Origin of the sequence: Acinetobacter shaoyimingii, from assembly GCF_011578045.1 — a bacterium.
GTDB classification, from domain to species: Bacteria; Pseudomonadota; Gammaproteobacteria; order Pseudomonadales; family Moraxellaceae; genus Acinetobacter; species Acinetobacter shaoyimingii.
On sequence record NZ_CP049801.1, the window covers coordinates 1,749,363 to 1,771,176 of the forward strand.

The window sequence follows — 21,814 nt, forward strand, 5'->3', positions numbered from 1 at the left end:
GTAAGGGATGACCATGAATATTGAAAATAAAGCACTGAAGGATCAATTACATATAGAAAAAACGGGTCATTTAGGTGTGATTGGATTGAATCGAGTGGCACATTTAAATGCTTTAACACTGGAGATGATTCAAGGCATCACCAAACAACTTAGCGATTGGCATAATGATCCAGAAATTCAAGCCATACTGATTCAATCGAACAGCCCTAAAGCCTTTTGTGCAGGTGGTGATATTCGATATTTGTATGATGGTTATATGAATGGAACTGACAATCACAAAGCGTATTTTAGTGCCGAATATGACATGCTCAATACTATTCGTGCATATGCAAAACCTGTGATTGTGCTGTTAGATGGCTATGTTTTGGGTGGTGGATTTGGTTTGGCGCAAGCCTGTCACATGATTATCAGCAGTGAAAAATCCCGCTTTGCAATGCCTGAAACAGTGATTGGATTTTTCCCAGATGTAGGTGCTACACACTTTTTATCTCGTTTAGATGATATTGGTGTGTATTTGGCACTGACGGGTGAACAAATCAGCAGTAGTGATGCCTTGTATCTTGATTTGATTGATTATCATATTCCAAGTGAACAGTTTCAACATTTCAGAGAAGATCTAAGCAAGGCTACAGATTTAAGTAAAGATCATATTAGCCAAATGATTGGTCGCTATATTGTTCAGCCTGTTGAAAGTGAATTACGTCAATATGCAGAGATCATTCAACAGCATTTTGCATCTGATGACCTCGCTACGATTGAAAATGGTTTGGCTCAAGAATCCAATCCCAAATATCGAGATTGGGCGCAAAAAACATTATCGACGCTTGAACAACGGTCATATATTGCCAAAAAGACCAGTTTAAAGCTGCAACATTTAGGACGTGGCTTGTCCTTAGCACAATGTATGCAGCTTGAGCGTCAATTGCAGGATATTTGGCTAGATGAAGGTGATTTTATCGAAGGCGTGCGCGCATTGATTGTCGATAAAGATAAACAACCCAAATGGAAAAAAGAGAATCCGAAATTAGATCTTATTTTAGATCAATTAGGATAATGCAAAGTTCTAATTTTATTATAATGTTATGTATTTCAATATCTTAATTACTAAATGGAGTTTTTAAAAGCATTCAAGCACCAAATTATGAATCAAATCACCCATAGGATGGGTTTTGTCAGAGATTACTGACACAATAAGGGATTATACAATGCAAAATTCATACGTAACTGATGTTAAAGCCAAAAGTTCACATCGTTTGGCCGGCATATCCAGTATGGTGGGAACCACTATCGAGTGGTATGACTTTTTTATCTATGGTGCAGCTGCAGCACTGATTTTTAACAAACTATTTTTTCCAAATTTAGACCCATTGACTGGTGTTTTAGCCGCATTTGGAACTTATGCGGTTGGCTTTATTGGGAGACCATTAGGTGGGATAGTTTTTGGACATTTTGGCGATAAAATTGGCCGCAAGTCCATGTTACTGATCACATTAATGTTAATGGGTATACCCACGGTATGTATTGGATTATTGCCCACATATGAGTCGATTGGCTATTGGGCAGCAATATGTTTAGTTGTACTTCGTTTTATACAGGGTATGGCTATGGGTGGTGAATGGGGCGGAGCAGTGCTCATGGCCGTTGAACATGCACCTGAAGGTGGTAAAGGCTTTTGGGGAAGTTTACCACAAGCCAGTACAGGTGGCGGTTTAATGCTCGCATCTGTTGCATTGGGTTTGGTATCATTACTTCCAGAACAAGCATTATTTAGCTGGGGATGGCGAATTCCATTTCTTGCCAGTATTGTACTTCTGGCTGTGGGTTGGTATATCCGCGTCAAAGTACCAGAATCTCCAGATTTTGAAAAAGTGAAAGAAGCTGCCAAAGAAGTTAAAGTTCCGGCTTTACAAGTCTTTAAGTCTTATCCTAAAGAATTAATCACCATTATTTTGTCGCGTGCAGCTGAAAATGCATGGTTTTATTTGGCATCGACATTTGCATTGGCATATACGACCACACAACTGAATATTCCACGCCAAGACATATTGTTTGCAACCATCTGTGGTGCAGTTGTGATTATGGTCATTACACCCATATTTGGACATTTATCGGATAAAGTCGGTCAAAAAAACATGTTCCGTTTTGGATTATGTGTATTGGCACTTTATAGTTATCCATTCTTTGCCATGCTGAATACTAAAGATCCAGTTTGGGTGTGGACAGCCATTGTTTTAGCAATTGGTGTGGTTTTTCCTATTATGTATGCGCCACAGTCGCAATTGTTTGCACGCCAATTTCCAGCTGAAATTCGTTATAGCGGTATTTCTATAGCTGTGCAGTTTGCCGGCGTTTTAGGTGGTGGTTTAGCACCATTAATCGCAACAAAATTACTCAGTATTGGTCAAGGTAGCCCACATTTAATTATTGTATATATAGTGAGCATTGCAGTGGTGGCGATAATTGCATCAGGATTTTTAAAACCTGATCAAAAGCTAAACACGATAAAATCGTTAGGTAATGAGCAGGTTAAATCATCATCAAGTCATATTGGCTAGTATAGAAGTGCTTATATAGGATGATTAGAATGATTGTTTTGTAAATGCATAATTTTTGTAGGGCTTTGATTTGATGCTCAAGCGACTAAGATAAATCACTTAGTCGCTCTTTAAAAAGTTAAACAATCATGAATTGCTGTCTGTGTAATCAAAACGTATATAAGCACATGTCTAGCAACAAGTAATTCTAAAACTGATTTTACAATGTATATAAGTATATAGAGATCTTGATGTGTGGGAACTTTCAAATTAAAACAGTTCGCATAATGTATATTATGTTAAATAGGATATATTAGACTGTGGCCTATACAATACTAATGTTGCCACAGCTCAGTAACGTTATGACTCAATTTATGTCTCAATCTCATCTACCTAATAAAGATTCATACTAAGAAAATAATGTCTAGATACGTAAGGCTAATACAGCTGTAATTTTCGATGTTCATTACGTTTAAATTCCAACCCTCTCATTTTACAACTGGCTCAGGTTATAATAATGGCCTCCTAAAATATGATTGATTTATTATGAACACCTCCAATGACCCTTTACACGGCAAAAAACTTGCTGACATTTTGGACGAATTATTGGATTACTACGGTGGCTTTGAAGGCTTAAGTCGTAAAATTGAAATTAGATGTTTTTGCATAGATCCAAGTGTTAAATCATCATTGCGATTCTTACGCACTACACCATGGGCACGTGAAAAAGTAGAAAGCTTATATTTGTATGTCTTACGCCAAAAAGCCAAACAGCAAGCGTAGCCCTGAATAACCATCAAAACCTAGCATCAGCATAGCTAGGTTCATGAGCTAAATATTATAAGTCATTATTTTAGTTATCTACGTAATTAAATTTATTGTTTATTAAACATAAATTTAAGTGTGAACTGGATTCTAGGTGAACATAAGTTAAATAAAATATAGAGCAATTGATCCTTTAAGAGCAATTGATCCTTTAATCGTTTGACTCTCAATCCCATAAATGATTCACTTATTTTAAATCATGCGACTTAATGCATAACAATCGTAATGATATTTACGTCAGTCTCATTCTTAAACCTTAAGCCATTTAAAAAGCAGATAAAACTCAGTTTCGGTCGATACATATAATGGTCAAAATCATAAATGCCCTTTACAATACCGATTTATTGAGACTTGAATATATTTGGCGTTAAATAAACAATAAAAATGAAAAAAAAGAACAACTTTTACCAAGTTGCTCTCTTATCAAGTTCGACTTTATCTATAGGTCTAGATCATTAGCTTTGAATAAAAGCCAATAAATCAGGATTAATCACATCATGATTTAGAGTCAACATACCATGAGAATATCCAGGATAGACTTTCAGCGTTCCATTTTGAACCAATTCAACCGATAATTTTCCAGATATTTCAAAAGGTACTACTTGATCGTCATCGCCATGTAATACCAATACAGGCACAGAAATCTTTTTCAAATCTTCAGTAAAATCTGTCTGTGAAAATGCCACCACGCCATCATAATGGGCTTTAATGCTCCCCATCATTCCTTGACGCCACCAGTTTTGAATAACAGCTTCTGAAGGCTGCGCATTTGGACGGTTGAATCCATAAAATGGACCTTCTGGTACAGCGCGATAAAACTCAGAACGATTTTTTAAGATTTGAGTTAGAAAATCATCAAAAACGGCTTTAGGTAATCCGTTTGGGTTCTGTTCAGTTTTGATCATAAATGGCGGAACAGAACTCACCAAAATGGCTTTAGATACATGTGTTTCACCATGTTTAGCGATATATCTGGCAACTTCACCACCACCAGTTGAGTGACCAATATGAATAGCTTTAGATATTCCTAAATGCTGAACCACAGCAGCTACATCATCAGCATAATGGTCCATATCGTGACCATCCCATACCTGACTTGAACGCCCGTGTCCACGACGATCATGTGCTACAACTCGATAACCCTTTTCTAAGAAATAGATCATTTGAGCGTCCCAATCATCTGAACTGAGTGGCCAACCGTGATGGAAATAAAGGACTTCAGCATCGCGTGGTCCCCAATCTTTATAAAAAATTTCTACGCCATCATTTGTCGTTACGTAACCCATGAAATTCACCTTTTTATCGTACTTAATATTGATTGAGCACTCAATTTAAATTGGCTCAATATCCTCATACTATTCATTTTCTCATGGTGGTTATCTGTACTTTTGATCGTCTTTAATGATGATTTGTAAACTCACTATCTGCTTCATAAATTATGTGATATCTATATTTGTTATGGTTTTAATTTTAAGATGTAATACTTGCAATTTACTTTGATTATAATTTTCTAACTTTTTGATTTTAAATTATTTTTAATGAATAAAACATATAAATTTTTAAAGCATTCTGAGTTGCATAGTGACTTTAAAACTAGATTGACCCTTGATTAATCATAAATATATATTTTGCGCCACTTTTATTGATTCTAAGTGTATGATGAATTGCTTTTATCTTAAAATGTAACTATGAATCATCCTTATTCAGACAATGCTCAAATTCAAGTTGTCACTCACTTCTCTGAACTGATCAATACTCAATTTAAAGCGCAAGTGAATGCACTGTGTTGGCATCGAGATTTGAATGGAAATTTTGCAGAAATCGTTTTAAAACTTCAATTACAAGACAATATCACTGAGGTTTCTATTAAGGATCTTTTAGCATTAGATTTGACTGAACAAGGTCATATTGCCCGACAAACCATTATCCAAGATATAACGCTACTCAGTGATTATGGTGCTTCCCCATCACTCAATTTAATCAAAAACTATGAACGAGATGACGAGTTAGATTTTATTTCTACCGATGTCTACTCTTATCATGTCGACCGTTCTCCCATTGCGACTGATACATTTCTATGTACCTATTACGGCGCTGCAAGCGACATTATTGCCAATGATCAAGTAGAACAAAAGATTCAAATTCCAGAAATACGGGAAAAACTCAAAGCCGTACATGATGATTTTCATAAAAAATTAGATGGTGACTTTGAAAGCTTTTTAGCAGAATATTATTTTGATTTGCACTATCAGCCAAAGCCACAGGCTAAACCTACAAACTTAGGTATTGGACATCTTTGGCGGCTGGCAGTTGATCATCCGACACAACAAGTTTTGCCTTGTGTGCACCGTGCACCAGTAGAAAATAACGAGTTTCGATTACTGCTCATTTGTTAATTCTCTTCTACGTAAAAACAATGCCAAATACTGGGATTTAAATTTCAGAAGTTTCTGTCGTATCTAAATATAAAGGTTGAAGCTCATCAAAAAATTTTTCACCAATGGCAGACAAAATGTAGGATTCCGAACTGGTTTTTTCTAACAGAATATTACGCTCCACCAAAATATTTTTGATTTGTACGTAGACATCATCCCCCATGCCTGCACGAGTCAACAATTCTGCTGTTTCTTGCATATTCCGAATACCTAAAATATCAGAACGCGACAAACCTACATTTAAATGCTTGATCTTTTGTAAACTAAAATTATTGTTATTTAAATATTTACTAATCAAAAGCAATAAAATTTGTGCTTTCATCGCAATATCAGTTTTATTTTTTTCATCTTCAGTAATGTAGACATAGTCGCCTGAATGAATGAACTTAAAACCACTCATTTCATATTGTTTTTGGTAGGCTTCTAAATTATCCATAATTTCAGTAAAGAGTGGTTCTGGCACCAAAACATCATTATCAATTTTTTCACGATTAATAATTCGACCATTCATTAAGGTATTAAAAATTTGCTCACTGGTTTGTAAATTAACCATATTTCACCTCATTTTTCTGCCAGGACAGCACTGAATATTCTAAATAATAGTGTTCATCTTCTACCCGTCCCCTTAAATTTCCCCCTTTAAAATGGCTACGTAAAAGTGGAAGAAGCATTTCTAAACCAAAGAGAATATCTTTAAGTGAATAATCTGGAAAATGTTGTTTTAATTCATTGTGAATGAATAAATAAACATCTTCCATATATTCGGGTAATGCCAATTCAGCAACAAAATTCATAATGGCCTTTTTTCGAGTTTCTTCTAATCGAATTGTTTTGGGCAAAGCCACATGTTCAAGTATTTTGGTCTCACGATAAGGCTTTGAGTAAAGGCGTTCGAGATAATATTCAAATGAAAAACGATTATTTTCAGGTGCCAAATTCAGTTTAGCTTGATATTTTTTCTTATGATCTGCCAAACCATCTAGTACGGTTAAATGATCAAAAAAAGCAGCATCTGGTTTCAACTTAATATTTTTAAAACCACCATGACGTAAGGGTTCTAATGCTTGCATTAGATCGGCAAAGGCATTTTCAATGGCCAAATAACTTGATCGATCTTGCCCGATCTGATGTAGATAGCGGCTAATCCGCTCAGAAATGTCTTGTATGTCTTTGTAATAAGAGGTAATTGCGGTGAGTCGATAACTCAGTTGATAAGACAACTCAATATCACACTGCCCTTCAAAAAAATCAATGATAGATGACACCGCTTCATGGAAAGATTGCACGGATAAAATCTGATCGGTCGAGGTAAAGTCTAAAAATGGTTTTACATTACGTAAAAACAAATGATTCACTTGCGTATATAAATCTTGAATGGTGAGTTGACTTTCACCTATTTCGAAACGCCGATATTCTTCAGCAAAGCCTTCTAAACGACTATGCAACACCATACAATTTTCTTGAACATTACTGTGAATTTCATTGAGTAAAAGTTTAAATCCAAGCACAATTTCCTGATATTGCTGGCTCCCCACTTCTGCATGTTGTATTGCATTTGCAAAATCTACAGTTCGTTTACGCATATCTTCAAATTGCGCATTCACCAACTGTCTTGTACGTTTGGTATCTAAAAAACTCAGTATGTCCAAAACCGTTTTATTAATCACCAATTGCCCTGTCGATGGAAAATCAGCAAAAATATGATTATCAATCAGTGATTCTAGGCTTAAAAGCTGGATGAGATTTGCTTTGCTCAAATCCAATTTGGCTTGTGCACGAATATGTCGTTCAAAAAAATCAATATACAGGGTCTTAGGGAACTCACCCCCTGAATGATGTTCATTGATATAGTCTATAAATCGAAGAAAATGGCTTTTTTCATCAATAATTGCCTTTAAAATCAGGTCACGATTGAACTTCATGTATCCCCCAATGGTTTACATGATGCGGCATAATATTCCACTGGCACTCAGGTTCCATGAAGTGCTTTGCAACATTCTGATTGATATAGATATAACGACCCACTTCAGAGACCAAATACGCTGTGAGTTCAGGAGTTGCACAGAAAATAGAAAAACCATATTCCCCAATTTGTTGAATGGTCGAAGCTGTATTTTCAGCATCTAAAGCTGAAATTTCATCGACAATAATCGGGATACGTACCGATGACCCAATTAATTTAATTTCATTGAGTAATACAGAGAGAACAAATGAAGTAATGGTCGTGGTGGTTCCACCAGATTGAGACTTCATTACTTCTTGACCATCAATTTTATAGCGATATTGAATGGACTGAATCAAGTTGGCCATTTTCAAACGACCTTTTTCTTGATGCTTGTTAAAGAATGCAATCAGTGACAAATAGAATGATTCTTCAGCCAGTGTTTCACCTGAAATATTATATTTGTCCAGTGTATTCTTCAATGCATCAAAATCTGAAACCGTTTCTAGATGTAATCGAATTTCCGTTAAATTGGAAATCTGATGTTGATTCAACTTTTTATTGATCATCGCAACCACACGATGCAGCTGATCTTGTGCTTCGTTGATTTCATGGATTTGCGAACGTATTTCTTCATTATGTCCCAACACAGCGTGATTAAATTGCTGTTGTTCAAGGTCTAAATTGGCAAATACATTTTTATAAATTTCGACGCTGTGCTCTAATTCATCTAAACGGATGTGTACACGATTTAAATCCAAATCGGCTGTAGGGACTTCATTAGAAAATTGCGTAAACTTAAACACATAGTCATTGTATTGCTTTTGCAATTTTCGAGCTTGATCTGTGAGGTGCTGTGCTTGTTCAAGGAGCTCATCTACAGATCCGTGATCTATTTTAAAAAGTTCTGCATCAAAACGTGTTGATGGCAAGACATCAAACATATTCGCAGCATTTTCAAGTGAATGCTTAATACGTTTAAATTTGTCTTGCTGGTCATTAAGCTGATCCAAAATTGACTGACAATTGCCTTGCTGTGTTTTCAAATCATCAAATTGAATGTTTAAAATTTGAAATTGTTCATCTAACTTTAGCTTTTGTTCATTTAAAACTTCAATTTCAGCACTGTATTCTTTAAAACGCTCTTTATGACTTTGCAAAGCATCCAGTAATCCTATATCTGTTTGGTTCAGTTCAATGCTTTCAGTTAACTTTTGTTCATTGGCATTGTGTAATTCTGGATTATTTGCATCACGAATCAGCTGTTCAAGTTCTTTCACTTCAATCTCTAAATCTTGCGATTGAACATGTAATTGTTGATGCTGATTTTCAAGTTGTACAATCAGTTGTTCAGGTTGATAGTGATGAAATAAAATTTGCGTAGGATGTTGCTTAAAATCAAGATGCGATGTATTGAGTTGAAATAGCTGGGTAAACGACTCAATACTCTTTTTTTCTTCAACTGAAATCACTTGGCTGATTTTTACCAAAGCTGGATTTAAGTTATACAAAATTTGAAGACTATGTTCACTGATTTGATTAATCAATAAGTCTTTATCTTGCTGGTTTTTAAGTGTTTGAATGTCTTGATTCAGTTGTTCGAGTTTTTGCTGATGCGCTAATAATTGTTTTCTTTTGCTTTGAAATGCCGTTTCTGCTTTAGTGAAATCACGTAGAAGATCACGTTTTTCGATGAGTTCTTGTGTATCGACATGCAATGCGTGTTTAATTTCATGAATAGTCATTGAAGGTGGATATTCACATTGTACTTTTCCAGCCTGTTCTATTTTTTTATTGATGTTGTTGAGGTCTTTTTCCCGAAGTTCAATCTGTGAGTGACATTCTGTTCGTTGCGTTTTGACTTGTTCAATTTGGGATTTGAGCTCACGAAGAGTTTTATTCAAGTCATTTAATGTTTGCTGATTTTCTGTTTGTACAGGCAATAAGGTATTGATCTTTTGATCGACATATTGATGAATACGATGACTCTGCAAAGAATAGTCATTGGTTGCTTGGTTTAAACCATGAAATTCATGAGCAAGCTGATTAAAGCGCTCTAAATTATTCTGTTTTAATTTTAAATTTTCACTTTGTTTGTTGAGTTGTAAATATTTTTGATAGGTTTCATCCAAATCATGATCGAGCTTTTCTTCTTGTCGTCCACGTTGCATTTCAATTAAAGCAGCAATGGCTGAAGGCAAAACTTCTGAGACATTACTCGACATTGAAAATGCGAGATTATAAATTTTTCTAAATGCGTTAATCGAATCTGTAGTGTTGTCTTTTAAAGGCACAATACAATATTGCGCTTCTGGACTACCTAAGCGTGCAAAAATCATTTGGCGAAGTTTTGAGGCTTCATGAATGATCAGGCCACGATTTTTTTGGGTAAATTTGGTCAGTTGTTCTGTACCTAGTTGTTCAGAGAAATCCTCTTCCTCCATATTCCAAAACAGTTGACGCACTTGCTCATAAGGCAAAGGAATAAATGCACGATGATAGGCAAAACTTTGATTTTTTTCACTGCTGGCAGCACGGTACAACACCATCGTGAACGTACCACTTGGGTTTTCGACTTCTAAGGCAATATACGATTTAATGGTCGGAAAATAAAAGCGAAATGATTGTTCTGCATCATAGGGACCATCCTTCCCTTCAAAACCAAATTTATTGAAACAATGTCGAAAATTGGTTTCTGGGAAAAGGAGCAATTTGGTTGCTGCTAAACTTGCCGTTTTACCGTTGTTATTGCGTCCAAACATCGCCAAATGCTGATCTAAGAGTAATTCGGAATAGGCATGTTTAGCCGAGTTGACAAAAACTAAGCGTTTAAGTGTGAACTGTAATAGAGCCAAACTTTCATTGGTCATTTAAAAAACTCTCTTGTTCAAGACGGCATTTAGAATTTCGAATCATTTCAATAAAAGGATTGAGGAATGCGGGTGCATGTAAAGAAAACTGTGCCAATTTATCGAGTTCATCGGGCGTGCACGTTTGTACGACGTTTGATAATCGCTGCTCGATATCATGTGGCTGTACAAAGGTCATGGGTTTTAAAGGCAATAAAGTCTTGATGTTTTTTGCTATTTTTAGACCACCTAAATCACAATCGAAACATAAATACAGATGGTCATATTGATTCAAAAAATGCTGATGTAATGAATTGGGGATTTCATTACCCGTACCAAAAATAAAATCGATCGGTTGAGAACATGGCACGTCTGTATAATGCTGTAGAAAAGCATACATTTTTTCAATATTTAAAAAGATTTGACGATTTTCCAAAATAACGGCGATTCGTGACAATGAAATCGGTGTTTGATATTGTCCGTCATGATCAAAAATTACCACCTGTGGATGATTTGGAATCTGTCGTATCAGAATAAATGAACCTTGGACTTTATGCTGATGACTTAAATTCTGTCTCGCTGCACTGATGCGGTCATGTCCCATATCAGCAATCAGCTTATCAATTTCTTGTTTAATGGTAGGATGGATATAGCAAATCCGATATCGATCCCCCTTGATTTTAATCCCTCGAATATCAGCAGCTTCAACTCGATGTTGAATATTCAGTTGTGAAACCAATTCTTTAAAACGAATGAGATGAATAGGCTGATTTTGTTCAATAGCCCACATCATTTTTTTTAAAGTAGAAAGATTCAAACATTTCCCCTGAATAATTTTTATTGGTGTTTTTGAAATAAATACTTATTCGATAAGATTAAGATGTAAAAATTACACTTTTAAACAATTGGGAGTCAATAAAATTTTAGACAAAAAATAAAGAATGACGACCGTATATGTCGCATATTTGCATTTGTATGTATTGATAGAAGAGTCATCGTCATTTGAAAAAATGGATATTTCAGATATAAGATCTATTGATTATTGATTTTCTGCAAAGCAAAAAAGGCGTGATAAGAAAATCCCTATCACGCCATGAAACTTAAATATTATAAATTACTGATTTACAGGCTTGGTAAAAAATGCATCATAAGGGATAGAATCTACAGGCACATCATTGATCTGTATGATCATTCCCTCTTTCATTATAAAGTTCAGAATCACATAACTGGTTTGTACTTCAGGATCCCAACTTCGATTCATTCGGATGTATTCTTTAACAAAAACTTCATTTTCCGAGGCCGCAATACTGTCTATTTCCAATTTGTATTTATCACCTGAGACGTTAGACAATAAACGACTGCGGAAATCGACATAACCTTCCCAGTTTTGATAATATCCGGCTAAAAAACTGCTTCCAGGGACGGTAAAGACTAAATCTGGTGTGGCTAATTTACTCATTGAATTTAAATCATTTTTCCAGAAGTAATGATAGAACGCTTCAACATGATCGAAGTTTTTCGAAACTTTATCTTCCGATTGATCGGTATTGATGGTGACAACGGATTTTTCGATACTTTTAGGCGCTTTGAATGCTGCACCAGGTGTCCAAAAAGCATCATATATATCTGGATCCATGGGAATGGTCCACGCTTCAGAAATCAAATTATCTTTGAGTCTATATTCCATAATTAACCGTAAAGTCCACATTTCAGCAGGATTCGATTTACGATTCATGATGATTTGTTCGCGTGTGTAAATCACATCATCATTGATTGCAACTGTGGGTACAGAAACAGAAAATTCACCACCCCCATAGGAAGCAATATTGCCTAAAAATTTCTTAAAGCCTTCTTTACCCCAGTATTCACCAGCGTTTAAGCCCTGACCAGGCACATGCATAATAAAATCATCAGTCACATACTGTAAAATCTCTTCTGCATTGCCTCGACTAAAAGCTGCGTAAAATTCGGTAATTAACGTTTTATTTTCCATGATATTTCTCTCTCTGCAATAAACAAGAAGTAGACCTGCATGAGATATATTTCACATGTAGATTTCTAGATTTAGCTATAAGTGTGAAATTGTTGATTTGTCTCATGAAGTTTTATGCGTCGTATTATTCAATACAGTGCATTGATGATGGAGGATCAATAGTCTTTCTATAAATCAGTTACTGACTTGGCTATTGTTTTGTGAAAACATATATTTATAAATTAACCATGTATCTTTGATTTTCTTGAGAACGAACATTTCTCTAAAATAATTTTTTGTGGTCTGTCCTGTCGCTAACTCTGTGACATTGGCTTGCTCTTCACAACGTACAATGGCGATATCTGCACTTACATCTGTTGATCGAACCACAAGTTTCCCATCAATTTGAATACTGGAAAATGTTTGTTCATAAAATGGAACGATCAAAGCTGTACCTACAATGCTTGGCAATTGATCTGGGATAATTTCTGCATCATCATGGTAAAGCGAGATAATACCGTCGATATTCTTTGCATTGAGGTATTCGCCGTATTGCATGATCACTTGCTCAGGACTCAAATTTGCCGATGTTTGTACAATAGAAATCATCTTCGCATCCTCTTTCTTGACTATCTTTTTATGGGTTGTTTTTATTTTGTTTGATTTATCTTTAAAACATAAGTAACAATTCTATTGTTTTACTTTCAAATAAAAATTGAAAATCAATGACAATTGTATAATCATAATTTCAAATCAACACATTTAATCAACAAAAATGGAAACACTCAGCAATATCGAATCATTTATCGCAACAGTAGAACACGGCAGCTTTTCTGCGGCTGCTCGAAAGTTAGGATTAAGCCCAGCAGCAGTCAGTCGCAACATTGCTCAATTAGAAAAGAAATATGCAGTACGGCTATTTGACCGCAACACGCGAAATTTAACACTTACTCCTTTAGGTCAAGAGTTTTACAGCGAAATCAATGCGGGTTATCAAATGCTGGATCAAGCATTTGAAAATATCAATATGAAAAATTCTGTGCCCAAAGGCACCTTGAAAATCAGTATGTCTAAAGGTTTTGGGAAAGACTACATCATCCCTGCTTTGTCTGGTTTTTTAGAAAAATATCCTGAAATTATTCCAGATTTTAGTTTTGAAAACCGTCAGGTCGATTTAATCAAAGAAGGTTTTGATGCTGCAATTGGAGCTGGTATAGAGCTGAATAACACCTTAATTGCACGACCGCTTATCCCGATGCATATCATTGCTGTGGCCAGCCCCGATTTCCTTAAAGATAAAGCTCCGATTCAACATCCTAGTGAATTGGAACATATTGATAACATTGTGATGCGCTCGATACACAGTGGCAAAATACGCAAATGGTTACTGGCAAAATCAAGTGATGAGATCTTTGAGGTGAATCAATCTGCCAAAATCATCCTTGATGATACTCAATCGATCTGTGAAGCAGCAGTGAGAGGCTTTGGTATTGCCCTATTGGCAACGCATGATGTTGCTTATTATTTAGATCGAAAAGAATTGGTTCGTGTGCTTCCAGAATGGTATGGCGATATGGGCTATGGCAATATTTATTATTCTTCACAAAAAAATATGCCTTTAAAACTCAGAGTTTTTATTGATTATATTATTGATTACTTTAAAGAAAATAAATATTTTGAAAAATTATCGCATTATAATTATGTGTGATTTATTCATCTTTGATGTCTAAGGTATTTGTTAGGATTTTTTCTAAAATCATTAACTTATATGTTATTTAAAAATCCTAGATAAAATTCGATTTTATCTAGGAAATGTTGTGCAGAATTATTTTACTGATACTCGCCATACACTATTGCCAACATCGTCAGCGATAATCAAAGCACCCGTTTTATCTTCCGTTAAGCCAACTGGTGCACCAAACGATTCATTTTTCTCTTTGGAGTAAAATCCATCCACGACAGTGACAGGTTTGCCATTGGGTTTACCATCTTTAAATGGAATAAAAACAACATTGTACCCGACTGGATTTTTTTTGCCCCAGCTCCCATGATTACTCACAAAAGCGCCGTCTTTATACTGACTGGTTAAATTGATGTTATCCGAAGTGAACAACAATCCTAAGGGCGCAACATGAGCACCTAATGAATAATCAGGTTTAATGGCTTTGGCAACTAAATCTGGACGTTCTGGTTTGACACGCGTATCAACATGTTGACCATAATAACTATATGGCCATCCATAAAAGCCTTTGTCTTGAACCGATGTCATATAATCTGGCACTAAACTTTGCCCAATTTCATCACGTTCGTTCACAATAGCCCAAAGTTTTGCTGATTTTCTTTCCCACTGTAGACCTGTAGGATTTCGCAAACCACTTGCATAAATTCGACTTGCACCAGTCTGTGTATCGACCTCTAAGATATTCGCTCGTCGATATTCAACAGCCTCTCCATTTTCAGTAATATTACTGTTTGAACCTACACCGACATAAAGCTTGCTTCCATCAGGACTAGCTAATAATGCTTTGGTCCAATGATGATTCACTCGATCAGGTAAATCTGCCAATTCCACGCCCTGATCGGTGATTTGTGTCGCACCAGTTTGATAGGCATATTTCATAATATTATTGGTATTGGAAACGTATAAATTGTTTCCAATCAATTGAACCCCAAAAGGGGAATTTAAATTGTCTAAAAAATTATATTTATTCCAATGACTAGCCTCATCTAACCTTAAGAGTGTAATTCTATTTCCGCCCTTGCCACCTTTACCAGACTGCCCCTTAATGACTTTTCCTGCAACAATTTGTTTAGGCGCAGTCAGCGCTTCAGAACCAGGACTATTGCCTTCAACAACGAGAATATCCCCATTGGGTAAAGTTAAAAGCGAGCGTGGATGTTCTAATTGAGCTGCAATTTTTTCGATTTTTAATCCTTTGGCAACGGTTGGACTTTGATTTTCTTTCCAACCAGTCCCCTTAGGAACATTTACAGGCGGTAAAATAAAGTTCTGTGGCGTTGGGAGCTTAGGATCTGATCCATACTGTTGTTGAGGATCAACCGTGGTGCCACTGTCACAACCTACCAAGATCGAAGCAAACATTGACGTAAATAAGGCAGGAAGTAAGATTTGATTGAACATTTTCATTAAAATTCACCTTCTGCATTTTGATTCAAAACAATAGCCTGATAGAGATATGCGATAGCAATAAGGATAACGGTGATAGCCGATAAGACTAAACTTGTTGGTACAATGGCATAGGCATCACGTCCGTGAACAAATGCGTTGAATGTTGCACTGATGATTGCAAAGCCATACATCCAGAACCCAAAAACATCTGCTTTTCTACTGTTTAAATGGGGTCTAAACCAAACATAAAATAGATTGATAAATCTTGGGAGAATGGCGAAGAGTAATCCAAAGCTAATGACCCAACTGGCTGCTTTGGCCCAAAATATTTCAGCGGTATTCATATAGAACAGATCAAACAATAAACCTGCAACAAAGAATCCAAACGGAATGGGATTAAATACTTTGTATATGGCGTATAAGATGCCTGATCGTCTTTCTAATTTTCTATTCATTTAGACCTCTGCTTGCAGATTAGATTGCTTTTTAAGCATCACTATTTTAAAAAGTATTAATAATCAATATTTTATATTTAACTTTATACGTATCTTCAAAATATACCGAAGCCAAACTAAGGCAATGGTGTAAATTCTTGATCATCACCAACGGGGAGTTTCATTCGTTGTAAACGCCAATCTTCTTTGGCTTGCTCTAAACGCGCTTTTGAAGATGAGACAAAATTCCAATATAAGAATCTTTCACCAATCGGCTCACCACCCAATGCCATCACTTGAGATGCAATGTGTGCCTGAATCACAGCAGTTTCTCCCTGCTTCAGTACAGCCATTTGCCCTGGATGAATGACTTCACCATCTACACTGACCAAGCCACTGACGACATAGATAGCCCGCTCGGAATATTCATTTGAAAGGCTTTCTGTTGCGCCTGCATCCATTTCCCAGTGCATATAAAACAAGGGAGAAAAAGTTTTCACTGCTGCTTTCATTGAGCCAATTGATCCTGCAATGAGACGTCCACGGACGTCGTGATCATTCCAAGTCGGTAAATCTGCCCCTTCATGATGATAAAAAGCAGGTGCCGTTTCTTCATCTTCTATAGGTAAAGCCACCCACGTCTGAATGCCATGAATAAGATCTCCACCATGCGTTCGTGCATATTCAAAACGTTCTGAATGGGTAATTCCACTTCCTGCAACCATCCAATTGACTTCTCCTGGACGTATTTCTTGATGTACGCCCAAACTGTCACGATGCGTAGTTGTCCCATCAAATAAATACGTCACTGTAGATAAGCCAATATGCGGATGTGGACGAACATCAACGTCTTTGGATACATTTTCAGGTAAATCAACGGGTCCCATATGATCGAAAAAAATAAATGGTCCAACCATAGGTTGCGTTCTAAAAGGCAGTAAACGACCAACCTCAAAACCGCCACCTAAGTCTTTAATTCGACGGTCTATGATGTACTGAACAGCCATAGCAGTTATCCTTAATCAAGATTGAGCAATGCTTATGTGCTGGTGAGTCGAATTGATAACCTCGCCGCTAGCGTGGACTTATAAAATCGACTCACCAAAATAGATAGGTGTTTATTTCAAAAGCGAAAAATGTTGAAAGTTGTAAGTTTTTCAACGCTAACGCCTTCAAGATGATGTATTAATAAAAGTGAATGACGGGCAAATGCTTTTAAAGATTATTGATTTGAACGACTTTGAGTTGCGTTCAAACTCGCATAAAGATTGGCATAATCTGGAATAGAATTGCCCAAGGTTTCAGAAAGACCATCGACTTGATTGCGTAAATCGCGTTGTAATTCACCAGCAACAGCAAACCATGAAATTAACTGTGCTCCTGCTTGCTGCATGCGCCCCCAAGCTGAATAACGGGTAATTTCATTGAACGTGCCAGATGCATCTGTCACCACAAACACTTCATAGCCTGCGTTTAATGCACACAGCGCTGGAAATGCTACACAGACTTCCGTCACAACACCTGCAATAATCAGCTGCTTTTTCCCTGTCGCTTTTACCGCTTTGACAAAGTCTTCATTGTCCCAAGCGTTAATTTGTCCTGGACGCGCGATATAAGGTGCATCTGGAAATAAAGCTTTAAGTTCAGGAATCAGTGGACCATTAGGACCTTGTTCAAAACTGGTGGTCAAAATGGTGGGCAATTTAAAAGCTTTTGCTAAACCTGCTAAGGCTAAAACATCATTTTTAAATTTTTCAGGCGGGATATCACGAACAAGTGAAAATAAACCAGCTTGATGATCAACTAGTAAAACCGCTACATCGTCTTTATCTATACGTTGATATAAATCTTTCATTTCATTTTTCCAATAGTATATTTTAATAAATTCTGTAAATGCTTTAAATATAAAAATCACATCGACATTATATTTTTAGATTTGTTTAAAAAAATATTCAACAAAAAAATAATTATTTTATATGTTTTATTGTTAACCAAATTTTATATCGTTTAATTAAAATGTATGATTCAAGCTCAAAATAAACAGCACATTAATTCACAATAATCAACGAGGTTTTTAAAAATGTTAAATACAATTCGATATCTTAATCTGAGTAAAATCAATCCATTATTACTGCTCGTGTCGAGAGTGCTTTTGGTAATCCTTTTTATTGTTTCAGGACTACCCAAAATGATGAATTTTGAGAGTACTGTCCAATATATGACTTCCCTTCACACCCCACTACCATGGCTTGCAGCTGCTATTGCAGTTTTTATGGAAGTTATTGTTTCTATATTGATTATTGTAGGTTTTTACACACGGCCTTTAGCATTAATCTTTGCTGCATATACCTTAGGCACAGCTTTAATTGGTCATGCATATTGGACCATGACAGGTGCTGATATGGCTGGAAATATGATCCATTTTTATAAAAATATCAGTATCATCGGCGGTTTTTTATTATTGGCGATTACTGGCCCAGGAAGAATATCTTTAGATAAAAATTAACACCATAATTTAGGTTTAATTCTCAATCTTCTTCATATGATATAAGTTATTTTTGAAATTTTGGGTGTGTATAAATTTATATAACACCCAAAACAATTTATTTAAATAAATACAACCAAATAATTTAGATTAAGATTATTATTTATATTAAATAAAATTTAATTATAATATTATTTACACTATAACATTAATAAATAATATTTATTATCTATATTCTATTTGAAAGACTTTCAAATAGAATTTGGAAATAAAGCACTCTGTAATTTTGGTTATTTTTATCGCTTTATTGATCCCTTTACCCTCTATTTTTAACTTGTATTTTATCTTAGGCACTGCGGTACGTTTTATAAAAATATTGATAAGCTTTTAATTTTTATAATATTTAAATACTTCTGATGAATAAAAAAGAATAAAGCGTCATAGTAACTGTTTCGCCAAGTTCAATATTGCGCTAGCAAAAAAATGAAGCTGGCATCACAAATTTTCATCGTTCTAAAAATAAAACGTAGCTTACAGTTGATGCCTTTGAAAACCTACATCCTAAAGCACACACTGAAGCCATCTGATCATATTGATTAAAGTTTACGAGGAAATAAGAATGTCAAAATCTCCTACGCTTCATCGTGAAATTGTTTGGCGTACTAAAGGTCATCGCGGTGGTCCAATTACTCGCCTTATGAGTCCATCTGATTTAGGAAAAGTGGTTAAACCTTTTGTATTCCTAGATATCTTTGATACAGGCAATACAAATGTAAATGCTTTACAAGGTATGCCTATTCATCCGCACTCTGGCGTGGCTACTGTAACGGTATTTACGGAAGGTGCAATGCACTACAATGATCCAAATTCTGGAACAGGTTTGATTGGTTATGGCGGTGTAGAGTGGATGCGTTCAGGACATGGTATTTGGCATGGCAAAGAACTCTTTCCGGCAGATGTTGAACGCATTCAAGGTTTTCAGCTCTGGTTATCTTTACCTGAGGAGCTTGAGTTGAGTCAGCCTGAGAGTTTTTATCTTGAAGAAGATAAAATTTCGCAAACTGGTCCAGCGAAAGTCATTGTAGGTGAATATGAAGGTGTGAAAAGTCCATTACCGACTCCAGATGATGTTAACTATTTACTGGTTCGTCTTCAACCTGGTGAACGCTGGACATATCAACCGCCTAAAGGACATTCTGTAGGTTGGATGGCAATTGCCAAAGGTAATGTTGCAAGTAGTGATGAGAGCATTCATTCAGGTGAAATGATTGTATTTTCGCAAGAGGAAACTGCAATTGAAATTGTTGCTGATAAAAATGGTGAAGCGATATTTGTATTGGGTTCAGCCGTTCCCCATCCGCATGATTTACATTTAGGTTATTATTCAGTACATACTTCACAAGAAGCCTTGAACAAGGGTGAAGCACGTATTGTTGAATTAAAGAAAAAGTTAGATGAAGCAGGTGATCGTCAGACTCAAACTGGTAATGTCCCTGTGTTTCATTAATTCAATTGAATATTTAAATGTATATCAAATAGATACCAGAGCTTTCTAATTTGAAGGCTCTTGGTTTTTATGGTAGCTCACCTTATGAATCTATTCCTCATAGTTAATAAGGCAATTTATTATCCGATATTCACGTTAAGTTAAGAATTATTTATGAATTTTTATTACAAACATAACGTTTATGAATTGAGTTTATAAAGCTTATATTCCAAAGATCTGGTAATTGCTTGAGTGTCTGACCTTCTCCCAAGTTAAAAGAATATTTAATATCCAAAGGTGGGACAATTTCCAATTGATTTAATTTTGAATCACAATAAATATACGCATCTTTGTATTTATTTAAAAATTTCCAACCTTTATTTTGCATTTTAATTTTAATAGTATCAAGATACTCTTGATTGGATAAACCATCAACTTTTAATTGAAAAATTAATCTATTAGCATTGTAGGTAGCATAGTATTCCTCTTCTATCAAGTTATTACCAAATATAAAATTCGCATCATTAATAAATTTATTTTTAATACCTTTTTCATTTTTTATATTATTGGGTGCTGAAATTCTTTCATTATTACTTACGCGATATTCACAGCCTATTGTAAATACACTACATAAAATTAATGAAATAATTTTAAAACTATTTGAGCTAATCATTTTAACTCCTGCCGATTGCAACATATATTTTCTGTCCAGTTTATTTTTTTGATGTAACATCAACAGCATCTAATAATGTCTTAACACTGACAGTGCCACCTACTCCATGTCCACACCTGAAGTTCCAACCCCAAATTCAGTTGGCCAAGCTCCATTAATAGGACTTTGCTTGTTTACTAGTGGCTTTACATAATTGCCAACTAATCCATAAGCACCACTACCGACGGAAATAGATGCTCCACTAACAAATTCATTTGTTATTTCACCCATAGTCATTTTAGACTTTGTTCGACTTGGAATATTATGAATGTGCCCACCGACGAAACTTGCTCCAGCAAGGTCTTTAGAACTTACCTGCTTTCCAGAAGCTGTAGATATTGCAACGGGTACTAAAATTGAGTCTTTATTACCACTAATATAGTATTCATTAGTCCACATGTTTTTTACAAAACCTACACCAACAGCAAGTGCACCGACACTGCAAGTAACATAATCAAACAGTGGAGGAACATTTATCTTACATGCTGCTCCTGTCTCCGAATAGGAATCATAATTTCGTTGAGTTTGATAGGCAATTCCAGATTGAGCAGATGATGGTATTCCATACATTTCACCAAAATTAAATGACTGTAATCCTTTCGGGTCTATCCAAAGATTTGGATTTATAACATAGCTTTAATTATTGGATCCACCATCAATGTCAATCGAATCTTTACTCAGATACCTTGCCATTAAAGGCTCATAATATCTATATCGATTATAATGTAGTCCTGTTTCCTCATCCTTGCGCTTCACACTAAGCAGTGCTTAGTCTTTGCTCATGTACCTTGGAAAAAGATATCAATTTGATGAAACCTTGATAACCTGCTTGGAGTAACGGCACAAAACGATTCGGCTCATACACATAGTGCTTTGTATAACTATTTTGAGCATCTGGATCTTGTCGAGACTCCCAATGCATCAAATTACCATCCCAACCAAATAAGGTTAGGTGCTGGTGGATTTTTTTATAAAAATCCTAGGAAGAACCATGTTGAATAAGTGATCTG

The 21,814-nt window shown here is 35.7% G+C and carries 20 protein-coding genes and 1 pseudogene; 7 read left to right on the forward strand and 14 right to left on the reverse strand.

What is annotated here, in order from left to right; translation table 11 throughout:
- The first annotated feature begins 13 nt into the window (after positions 1-13).
- The 3 genes from G8E00_RS07810 to G8E00_RS07820 all read left to right on the forward strand — a co-directional run bounded on the left by G8E00_RS07810 (position 14) and on the right by G8E00_RS07820 (position 3,317).
- A complete protein-coding gene (locus tag G8E00_RS07810) occupies positions 14-1,054 on the forward strand; it encodes an enoyl-CoA hydratase/isomerase family protein (RefSeq protein ID WP_166223424.1) in 1,041 nt (346 codons plus the stop codon).
- Positions 1,055-1,205: 151 nt separating this feature from the next.
- Positions 1,206-2,555 carry an MFS transporter gene (locus tag G8E00_RS07815; RefSeq protein WP_166223427.1) on the forward strand — a complete coding sequence of 450 codons (1,350 nt, stop codon included), beginning with the start codon at positions 1,206-1,208 and terminating at the stop codon, positions 2,553-2,555.
- A 525-nt stretch (positions 2,556-3,080) separates the two neighbouring features.
- The gene (locus tag G8E00_RS07820; RefSeq protein ID WP_166223430.1) at positions 3,081-3,317 is read left to right on the forward strand and encodes a VF530 family protein; all 237 of its coding nucleotides are present in this window, start codon (positions 3,081-3,083) and stop codon (positions 3,315-3,317) included.
- A 497-nt stretch (positions 3,318-3,814) separates the two neighbouring features.
- On the opposite strand, the gene G8E00_RS07825 is transcribed toward G8E00_RS07820, so the two are convergent.
- Positions 3,815-4,645, reverse strand: a complete 831-nt coding sequence (locus tag G8E00_RS07825) for an alpha/beta fold hydrolase (RefSeq protein WP_166012402.1) — start codon at positions 4,643-4,645, stop codon at positions 3,815-3,817.
- Positions 4,646-5,047: 402 nt separating this feature from the next.
- Between G8E00_RS07825 and G8E00_RS07830 the strand changes: the two genes are divergently transcribed.
- Complete coding sequence (locus G8E00_RS07830; protein ID WP_166223433.1) at positions 5,048-5,755, forward strand: DUF1826 domain-containing protein; 708 nt, start codon at positions 5,048-5,050, stop codon at positions 5,753-5,755.
- Between the two features lie 37 nt (positions 5,756-5,792).
- Here G8E00_RS07830 and G8E00_RS07835 read toward each other — a convergent pair whose 3' ends face one another.
- The 6 genes from G8E00_RS07835 to G8E00_RS07860 all read right to left on the reverse strand — a co-directional run bounded on the left by G8E00_RS07835 (position 5,793) and on the right by G8E00_RS07860 (position 13,166).
- Complete coding sequence (locus G8E00_RS07835) at positions 5,793-6,347, reverse strand: condensin complex protein MksE (protein WP_166223436.1); 555 nt, start codon at positions 6,345-6,347, stop codon at positions 5,793-5,795.
- Positions 6,340-7,716, reverse strand: a complete 1,377-nt coding sequence (locus tag G8E00_RS07840) for a hypothetical protein (protein WP_166223439.1) — start codon at positions 7,714-7,716, stop codon at positions 6,340-6,342. The genes G8E00_RS07835 and G8E00_RS07840 overlap by 8 nt, the downstream gene beginning before the upstream one ends.
- Complete coding sequence (locus G8E00_RS07845; RefSeq protein WP_166223442.1) at positions 7,700-10,606, reverse strand: coiled-coil domain-containing protein; 2,907 nt, start codon at positions 10,604-10,606, stop codon at positions 7,700-7,702. The genes G8E00_RS07840 and G8E00_RS07845 overlap by 17 nt, the downstream gene beginning before the upstream one ends.
- The gene (locus G8E00_RS07850) at positions 10,596-11,402 is read right to left on the reverse strand and encodes a hypothetical protein (RefSeq protein WP_166223445.1); all 807 of its coding nucleotides are present in this window, start codon (positions 11,400-11,402) and stop codon (positions 10,596-10,598) included. Before G8E00_RS07850 ends, G8E00_RS07845 begins: the two co-directional genes overlap by 11 nt.
- A 297-nt stretch (positions 11,403-11,699) precedes the next feature.
- Positions 11,700-12,578, reverse strand: a complete 879-nt coding sequence (locus tag G8E00_RS07855) for a nuclear transport factor 2 family protein (protein WP_166223448.1) — start codon at positions 12,576-12,578, stop codon at positions 11,700-11,702.
- A gap of 174 nt (positions 12,579-12,752) precedes the next feature.
- Positions 12,753-13,166: a YybH family protein gene (locus G8E00_RS07860; RefSeq protein ID WP_166223451.1), complete on the reverse strand. Its 414-nt coding sequence runs from the start codon at positions 13,164-13,166 to the stop codon at positions 12,753-12,755.
- A 166-nt stretch (positions 13,167-13,332) separates the two neighbouring features.
- Here G8E00_RS07860 and G8E00_RS07865 point away from each other — a divergent pair, with 166 nt between their 5' ends.
- Positions 13,333-14,265, forward strand: coding sequence for a LysR family transcriptional regulator (locus tag G8E00_RS07865; protein WP_166223454.1), 933 nt, complete (start codon positions 13,333-13,335; stop codon positions 14,263-14,265).
- A 117-nt stretch (positions 14,266-14,382) separates the two neighbouring features.
- On the opposite strand, the gene G8E00_RS07870 is transcribed toward G8E00_RS07865, so the two are convergent.
- From G8E00_RS07870 to ycaC, 4 genes are all read right to left on the reverse strand, one after another.
- On the reverse strand, positions 14,383-15,705 hold the full coding sequence (locus G8E00_RS07870; RefSeq protein WP_166223457.1) for a PQQ-dependent sugar dehydrogenase: 1,323 nt from the start codon (positions 15,703-15,705) through the stop codon (positions 14,383-14,385).
- On the reverse strand, positions 15,705-16,142 hold the full coding sequence (locus tag G8E00_RS07875) for a DUF2231 domain-containing protein (RefSeq protein WP_166223460.1): 438 nt from the start codon (positions 16,140-16,142) through the stop codon (positions 15,705-15,707). The genes G8E00_RS07870 and G8E00_RS07875 overlap by 1 nt, the downstream gene beginning before the upstream one ends.
- 116 nt (positions 16,143-16,258) lie before the next feature.
- Positions 16,259-17,128, reverse strand: coding sequence for a pirin family protein (locus G8E00_RS07880; protein WP_166223463.1), 870 nt, complete (start codon positions 17,126-17,128; stop codon positions 16,259-16,261).
- 215 nt (positions 17,129-17,343) lie between these two features.
- Positions 17,344-17,976: an isochorismate family cysteine hydrolase YcaC gene (gene ycaC / locus G8E00_RS07885; RefSeq protein ID WP_166223466.1), complete on the reverse strand. Its 633-nt coding sequence runs from the start codon at positions 17,974-17,976 to the stop codon at positions 17,344-17,346.
- 225 nt (positions 17,977-18,201) lie between these two features.
- Here ycaC and G8E00_RS07890 point away from each other — a divergent pair, with 225 nt between their 5' ends.
- On the forward strand, positions 18,202-18,627 hold the full coding sequence (locus G8E00_RS07890) for a DoxX family protein (RefSeq protein ID WP_166223469.1): 426 nt from the start codon (positions 18,202-18,204) through the stop codon (positions 18,625-18,627).
- Between the two features lie 598 nt (positions 18,628-19,225).
- A complete protein-coding gene (locus G8E00_RS07895) occupies positions 19,226-20,113 on the forward strand; it encodes a pirin family protein (RefSeq protein ID WP_166223472.1) in 888 nt (295 codons plus the stop codon).
- Between the two features lie 151 nt (positions 20,114-20,264).
- Here G8E00_RS07895 and G8E00_RS07900 read toward each other — a convergent pair whose 3' ends face one another.
- The 3 genes and pseudogenes from G8E00_RS07900 to G8E00_RS16535 all read right to left on the reverse strand — a co-directional run.
- Positions 20,265-20,789 (reverse strand): hypothetical protein, encoded by a 525-nt coding sequence (locus G8E00_RS07900; protein ID WP_166223475.1) that lies wholly within the window; start codon positions 20,787-20,789, stop codon positions 20,265-20,267.
- A 75-nt stretch (positions 20,790-20,864) separates the two neighbouring features.
- On the reverse strand, positions 20,865-21,374 hold the full coding sequence (locus tag G8E00_RS16530) for a hypothetical protein (RefSeq protein WP_166223478.1): 510 nt from the start codon (positions 21,372-21,374) through the stop codon (positions 20,865-20,867).
- A 69-nt stretch (positions 21,375-21,443) separates the two neighbouring features.
- A pseudogene (locus G8E00_RS16535) lies at positions 21,444-21,777 on the reverse strand (RHS repeat-associated core domain-containing protein); the annotation flags it as partial.
- Positions 21,778-21,814: the final 37 nt, after the last annotated feature.